The 7,039-nt window shown below is 38.7% G+C and carries 9 protein-coding genes; 2 read left to right on the plus strand and 7 right to left on the minus strand.

The window, feature by feature from the left end; translation table 11 throughout:
• The first annotated feature begins 413 nt into the window (after nucleotides 1-413).
• Nucleotides 414-596: a hypothetical protein gene (locus LW728_RS21815; RefSeq protein WP_287768211.1), complete on the plus strand. Its 183-nt coding sequence runs from the start codon at nucleotides 414-416 to the stop codon at nucleotides 594-596.
• Nucleotides 597-859: 263 nt separating this feature from the next.
• Here LW728_RS21815 and LW728_RS21820 read toward each other — a convergent pair whose 3' ends face one another.
• Both LW728_RS21820 and LW728_RS21825 read right to left on the minus strand, forming a co-directional pair.
• Entirely contained in the window at nucleotides 860-1,270 is a 411-nt protein-coding gene (locus LW728_RS21820) for a type II toxin-antitoxin system VapC family toxin (RefSeq protein WP_287768214.1), read from the minus strand.
• The gene (locus LW728_RS21825; protein WP_103672792.1) at nucleotides 1,267-1,575 is read right to left on the minus strand and encodes a hypothetical protein; all 309 of its coding nucleotides are present in this window, start codon (nucleotides 1,573-1,575) and stop codon (nucleotides 1,267-1,269) included. The genes LW728_RS21820 and LW728_RS21825 overlap by 4 nt, the downstream gene beginning before the upstream one ends.
• A 248-nt stretch (nucleotides 1,576-1,823) precedes the next feature.
• Between LW728_RS21825 and LW728_RS21830 the strand changes: the two genes are divergently transcribed.
• On the plus strand, nucleotides 1,824-1,970 hold the full coding sequence (locus LW728_RS21830) for a hypothetical protein (protein ID WP_287670551.1): 147 nt from the start codon (nucleotides 1,824-1,826) through the stop codon (nucleotides 1,968-1,970).
• A gap of 236 nt (nucleotides 1,971-2,206) precedes the next feature.
• Here LW728_RS21830 and LW728_RS21835 read toward each other — a convergent pair whose 3' ends face one another.
• The 5 genes from LW728_RS21835 to LW728_RS21855 form a co-directional block, all read right to left on the minus strand.
• The gene (locus tag LW728_RS21835; RefSeq protein WP_287709492.1) at nucleotides 2,207-3,178 is read right to left on the minus strand and encodes a S1 family peptidase; all 972 of its coding nucleotides are present in this window, start codon (nucleotides 3,176-3,178) and stop codon (nucleotides 2,207-2,209) included.
• Nucleotides 3,129-4,604 (minus strand): S1 family peptidase, encoded by a 1,476-nt coding sequence (locus LW728_RS21840; RefSeq protein ID WP_287768217.1) that lies wholly within the window; start codon nucleotides 4,602-4,604, stop codon nucleotides 3,129-3,131. The genes LW728_RS21835 and LW728_RS21840 overlap by 50 nt, the downstream gene beginning before the upstream one ends.
• A 2-nt stretch (nucleotides 4,605-4,606) precedes the next feature.
• Nucleotides 4,607-5,098, minus strand: a complete 492-nt coding sequence (locus tag LW728_RS21845) for a COP23 domain-containing protein (protein ID WP_287768220.1) — start codon at nucleotides 5,096-5,098, stop codon at nucleotides 4,607-4,609.
• Between the two features lie 190 nt (nucleotides 5,099-5,288).
• Complete coding sequence (locus tag LW728_RS21850) at nucleotides 5,289-5,576, minus strand: hypothetical protein (RefSeq protein WP_287670543.1); 288 nt, start codon at nucleotides 5,574-5,576, stop codon at nucleotides 5,289-5,291.
• Between the two features lie 185 nt (nucleotides 5,577-5,761).
• Complete coding sequence (locus LW728_RS21855) at nucleotides 5,762-6,871, minus strand: serine/threonine-protein kinase (protein ID WP_287768223.1); 1,110 nt, start codon at nucleotides 6,869-6,871, stop codon at nucleotides 5,762-5,764.
• Nucleotides 6,872-7,039: the final 168 nt, after the last annotated feature.

Raw genomic sequence — 7,039 nt, forward strand, 5'->3', positions numbered from 1 at the left:
GCTGGCCAACAATCGATCGAGTGTTGGATTGCATGGCTTCTCTGTGAGTTCAACGATTGAATTCTCGTCAAGTCCGAAGCTTTCAGCGATCTTGCGGGGAATTTCGATATCCATCATCTTCTCGTCCGATAAAGTTAGAAAATTAACCTTAAATACTTATTTAATTCAGTTATCGGTCAAATAAAGGTAAATAACTGCAATTTTTCCCTTAATTAATCGCATTTAGACCTTTTTTCTCCACCAGAGACAGCAGTTTTAATGCGAGTCCGGCTGGATGTTTCTCTCCCCTTTTAAGCTCCTTTTTCTTTCCAGGCTATGAGGTAACGACGATCAGATTTTCAGTCAATTTTATTTCTATTCTATCATCACCGTCAAATGGTAATGTCAAACAATGTTTAACGACTCGTGGAACCATGAGATCGAAATCCATCGGGGTGAGGATTCCCGACGCGATCAACGAACGCTTTGAGAGTTACGGACGGCGGCATTTTCCCAAGGGGGACAGTTTCGACAAGACAAAAACCGCCCTCGACCTCATCTGCAAGGGATTGGAATGTTCTCCCGACCAAGAGAACAATATTAGACCTCTTGCATAAATCCGAAAACAAACGATAGAAACAATAATGGGAGGGACTTTCAGTTAATTATTTATTAGTAATTGATAATCTTCAAAAATGTTGCTGTACAAGGATCGACTTAAGACTTTTGCAAGAGGTTTACTGGTTACTGTTGACTGTTAGCTGTTCCGCTATCGCCTGATTTGACCATGACAGCAATTTCAGCAGACAAACTACCATTACTGTTTGGGGATGATTCTTCATGGCTTGAGCGGACTTAAATTTTAATTCTCTCTCTGTTATCATTCAAATAAAATTCTAAAACCTTCTTGCTTAAAATGATTGTCGTGGGTTAACACTTCACCGATTTTTAATCGTTGCATGACCGTCATTGAAATGCAATCTGTCAGGCTATATTCTTTGTCCGGGCGATGGCGGTATAACTCGAAGCCTTGCAGGAATGATTCTCGATTTTGGGGAATGATTTGAAGGCGGGGATTCTGGAGCAGATCATCAATAAATTCGACAGTACGCCGCCTCCGATTTGCTCCTTGGGCTGACATAAAATTCAGTACCTCTACCAAAACTTCATTCGTCGTCACAAGTTCAACGTGTTTGAGACTGGACGTGACTTCTCTGACTCGTTGATGCCAATTATCTTGGGAATTGATTAAAGCAACCCAGTAGAAAGTGTCGGCAAAAATTTGTTTCATTGCCTTTTCTTGGGACTCCCATAAAGATAATGGTCGTGTTCTTCTGCACCGTCAGTTGGAAGCCGCTCAAGTTCTTCTTCAGGGAAGTTCAGATTCAACTTATCAACTATCTTTAAAATTGATTCTCCAGTTGTCTCCCCTTGAGATATATCCGAAGAAATCAGATGAGTTTCCAGAGCCTCTTTGAGTCGATTTAAAACGCCATCCAGAGAGCTATCTTGGTAATCAATCGGCTCTAATTCAGGAAAGTTAACTAAATATCCATCGGGATTCTTGGAGATGACAATACTGATTTTATTAACCATTTTAAGTCCTCCTATTTAACTTTAAATACTCAAAAGATTTTGCTGTTTTATTATAACACAATAAGCCTTAAAAATTCATTCAGTTTTCTCAGTCATTTCTCAGACTTAACTAACGTCAGTTCGGGATAAGGGAATTTTGCCATAGCTTCCACGAAAGAATAGGAGTTTCAGGCTACGGTAGCATCAGGGTTTTAGCTTATCCCGAACTCAGGTTTTGTTAATCCCTGAATACCGAGAGGACACTTGCTATGGCTGAAAGTATGGATGCGAAAGCGGGATCTCCCAACAAAGAAAAAGGCTACGCGGAAAAAGGTTCCCGTGAACCCTCTCGCGCAGCACAGGCCGCAATCGTACAAGCGGCGACTTGGGCCGCTAAAGGTGGCAAATCTCAATAAATAGTCGTTGAACTCTTTTTTATCAAATGCGGATTCGATCGATATCCGCATTTTTAATTCTTCAAGCTTTAGGTTCTTCCGAACTTACACTGTAGAAAATTCCTCAAGCTCCCTCTCTGCCCAGCAATGCTCTAAAGTTGATAAATATCAATTTAACAAAAACTCAAAGTATTGCTGTACAAGCTTTACAAGTATGAGTTGTTAATAGTTTTGCATGACAGGTTCGGTAGAGCCGATTAATTTAGTGATTTCGGTCTTTTAAAGATCGGATCATTTGATTGTTCCTTGATATTCTGCGGGGAAGGATTTTCCTTCTGGTAAGGAGAAGCTTTGATCGTTTCGAGCGGAATTCCGCGAGATAATGCAGAATCTAAAAAAACCTCGACTGGAATTCCCCAGTTAGGACTATGGGTACTATCTAACACCGAACAGTTTTCTGTACTGTTTTCATAGGTTCCAGCCGTGGCATGAATAGCCACCACTTGATCATATTGGTTAAAGACTCCAGCCCCACTCATTCCTTCAATTGTTGGATTTGTATATTTGACTCGATTTCCCTCTTGAAAGTGTTTTTTTGGATCGTCGAGATTCTTTAAAAGCTTTCTATCGTTTTCGGTGTACTCTTGATCTGAGCGGACGATCTGCTCTATAGCTCCGCGTGTCAACTCCTCTTTTGGTTTTCCAGAACAATATCTCCAACCTAATACCGAGACTGCTTGACCTTGAGAAATATTGGGATTTAAAGTGACATTAGGATAATCGATATCGCTAGTAAATTTAACAATGGCTAGGTCTAATTCTGTATCTGGGATAATTTCTTTGATCGGATAGAATCGATTGTCATAGGTAACGATCTCCTTTGAAGATGGATTCAATAAATTATCTACTACGTGTTTGGCGGTCAGCACATAGTAATCATTAGAAGCGGAACCGATGATTATACCCGTTCCTATTCCTTTGATATACACAGTAGATTTTTTTAATGTTTCGGAAATTACTGATGAATTTACCTCATGCTCTTGCGGCATATTGCCGTTTTTTTCACAGCCTACCAATATACCCAATAAAATAATTGACAAATAAATAGTATAAATAGCTCGATACTTCATGTTTTTTACTTTGCTTTCGTGAGTAATATTCCTTTTTTCAAAAGATTTTTTACTGACCAGTGTTATCCTGAAATTCAAATTTAACGGTAACAGTTTCAATTTTAGACCTAGTATGTATCAGTTTAATATTTTTGCCTCGACAAAGAATTTCATAAATAACTTTTTGATCTTTTTTTTGATCTTTTTTTTGCTCTTCTAGCTCGTATCGATAATAGTTTTGGTTATTATCTACTATTTTGGGGATAATATTTTTGTTTTGATGGCTTCCCAAACTTAAGGAAGTAAGTATTATTTGACAGTTCTGTGCAGCTGCCAATTCTATGGACTTATTTGTAGTAAAATCGACTACCTTTTCAGAATCTGATATAAAAATTTTAATTTTGTCGTTCGATTCTATCTGAAATCTTGCTATTTTTGTTGGATGAAAATAAATCCAAAAATTTTCGATTATATTTTTAAGGATTGTCAAAACTACTAATATTATCAGAATCAATACTATCAAAGGCAATACACCCGATAGTATCAAGATCATGTTCAATTTTTGTTCAAGATTTAACCGATCAACAGGAGTCATGGGGTTTAACTTCCTTACCCCAAGAGTTTCTGATTTGACGGAAGGAGGTGGAGACAAAAATCCGATTGGTTCTAATTGAGCCGTGGAGGTCGGTAATTCGCTAAATAATTGCTGAGAATTGAGCGATAAATACCAATCAATAGGTAATCCCAAAGATAAGGGAGCATTGTCTTGAATAATGAATGGAACTTTTTTATCATCTGCGTATCTATTTGGTGGGGCATCAGCCGTGGTTTTTCCTCTTCCATTGATTCCTACTAAATGCCCTTTATGATCGAGAATTGCACCTCCACTGGTTCCTTCCTCGGTGTCATTGGTAAAAGCCAATTGATATCCGTCCTTTAGATAGCGATCAATAACCCATCCTTTGCCTTTGGTAAAAAGAAATTCTGCTGGACAATCAGTAATAGGAACTGCACTTAATTTACAGGGAAATCCAGTCACAAAAAAGTCACTTTTATCTGGCAAATTTTCCGAGGTTTTTTTAATGGCTGTTTCGTATTGATAAGGACTCTCGAACCATAACAAGGCTAGATCAGCTTTTACCCCCATTTGCTCGAATTTAGCCTTGGGATGAATTTGACCTCTATGAATGAAACCCTCATGAGTTTGAATATAAAATTTGTCAATTCCAGATGAGACATGAGCGTTTGTTAAGACTAAATAATTGTAGATGCTTTGACTATTTTTCTTTTTGATTTCTTGTCTATCAACGATAACTCCCGAACCACTGTCGGATGTTGTATATGGCCAGTCTTCCCATAAAACTGTGTAAACTCTTACAGTGATCAATCTAGCGATATCCCTTATCATATCTTCATCCATCTTCCCTATAGAGGGTTGCTCATCAGAATGAGAAGTTTGTGCCTCGATAGGATATAAAAAAGCTTGCATGGTGAACAAAACCATGCAAGTTAACAGAAAGATAACGATAAATTTTCTAAGTTTCATGATTACTGCGAAACACACACTTCTCTGGCCACCTTCTCTTCACCTCGCAAAACCGCCATAATGTTAACGAAGGTTGACTTATTACCACATTGCTTGAGAGGCCGCCCAGAAAAGTTTCTATCGTGAAGAGCGAACAAATCTTCTAATAACTGCCTAGGGCTTTCTTTCCCACCACTGCCATTCTCAAATCCGTAAATATTTCCATTAAGCGTCCACAGAAGCTGCTCTTCTCTACATTTAGCTCCCTCTTTATTAGTAGTACAAAGTGCGGGATGTCCGTTGATATAACCATGCCCTATATATTGACCCCCTTTGCTGAACTGTTTATTAAGACGATTACTCACCTCTTGACAGCGTTGTAGCGGCGTGTACCCAGCCTCTTTTGCTAACGGTTCTAACCACCGAATCAATTGACGTGGTTGGTTCTGCCATTGCTGGCTAGTAGCCACAGTAGTGGGAACACCACTACTAAGAGTTTGACACTGAAACCTCACTGGCGGGTTTTTTGCGAAAATCGGCTGAGAGAATAAGACCGAAAATCCGACTACTGCCGCTACAAGAACTATTGCGAACCTCTTGAGTCTATTCAACGTTAAAACCCTCCAGCACTAAGGATAATATAAAATCATCTTAACTCAACAATTTCTGCATCCGTGTTCGTTTTGTCACGATTTTCTGACAAAATCAAGGTACTCTGATCGGCTTTCGGTAGGAATCAGTCGGCAAAAAGAGGGGTTCTGACGGCTCGATCGACCCTTCTCGTTTATTCTCTTCAGTGCGAAGGAATAGAGGTTTATCGGGAACCTCTATAGTCGATAGAACATCTCGACAAATTTCTAGGTGACGATGAGATTGACAATTCATCACTAGATTTTTCCAAGCAAAGTGCAGATTATATTGGGCAGTATAGAGACTTAACAAGCTAATCAATAATCCCAACAGTGGCATAATCTGATGAAATTGACGTGTCATGGCTCTTCTCTACTTTGTGTGATAATTTTTGTTTATGTAAGGTGAAATGGTTACTGAATAATACTTTTAGGACTATTTTGAAAAAAGAAAATATCAGTATAGACCCCCGTTTCCACATAGAAACCAAAAGAATCGTTTTATTTCTTTCCCTTATCAAGCCAGACGATTAGATGTGCTTTTCTAGCCTAGTTCTTCTTTAGATTATCGGGACGAAGAAAAATCCCTCCCTCGTTTTCGGGGTCTGGCGAAGAAGGACTAGGAGATGGGTTTGGAATTGGGGACTCCATCGGCTTCGGATCAGGATGCGAATCGAAGACTCTTGCTCGAAGTAGATTAAAACCCCAGATAAATCCTGTGATCATGACTAATATCATCAAAAACTTGCCCAGAGGTATATTGACCATAGGAATCTGGGTATGGATCGCCGAACGAAGAACACTGACTCGACTCTTAGTGATAACTACTGTTTTTCCTAAATGATGCAAGTCTTCAAGAATTTCCTCTACATTTTTATAGCGATCTATGTGGTTTTCTTGAATCATTCGATCGATAATAGCCGCTAGTTGATCCCCCACGTTATTAGCCTTTGTTCTCCATGCGAGCATTTTGGTACTCGAATTACGAGATATATCTTTTGGTTCAATACCAGTTAAAGCTTTAATAACAGTCATTCCCAAAGCATAAATATCACTATTGAATTCTGGATAACCGTCCATTTGTTCTTTTGGCGTATAACCACTGGTAAAAATTTTAGTTAGATTCCCTCCTGATAAATTCGGTAATTGTGAACTGGATAAAAGAGGTGCTTTAACTCCTCCAAAATCAATCAAAATAAATTTTTTATCTCGATCCCGACGCAAGATATTCGATGGCTTGATGTCTCGATGAATTACTTGTTCTTTATGGATGTATTCTAAAACGGGGAGAATCCCTAGCAAAAATTCAATGACTTCCTGTTCCTCGAATTTTCCGCGAGAGCTAATTTCATCTTCCAGCGAATCACCTTCTATATATTCTTGAACTAAATAAAATTCTTGATTTTCTGAAAAATAGGCAAATAAATAAGGAATTTGATCGTGTGTGCCTAAATTCATTAGCGTTTTAGCTTCTCGATAAAATAACTCCTGCGCTTTGTTAAGTTCATCTTGGTTATTGCTTTTAAATATAAGCTTTTTAATAACACATTGACTTCCTAAACGCCGTGAATCTTTAGCTATATAGGTTTCTCCAAATCCACCCACACCCAATTTTTTTACAATTTTATAATACTGGCCAATAATCATTGAGGGTTTCATGGTCTTGGTTGGCAATCTTGACAGAAGATGATTTATATTCTAGCAACCACAGCCACAAAAAAGCACCCCCTCGCAGGAGTGCCTTTTCGTTCAGACTAGGAATTAACCATTGATAGCAGGAGCAGTCAGAGCTACGGGAGCCTGTTCACCACTAGCTAAGTCTAAGGG

Source organism: Microcystis sp. 49638_E5 (genome assembly GCF_021300285.1).
GTDB lineage: Bacteria > Cyanobacteriota > Cyanobacteriia > Cyanobacteriales > Microcystaceae > Microcystis > Microcystis aeruginosa_C.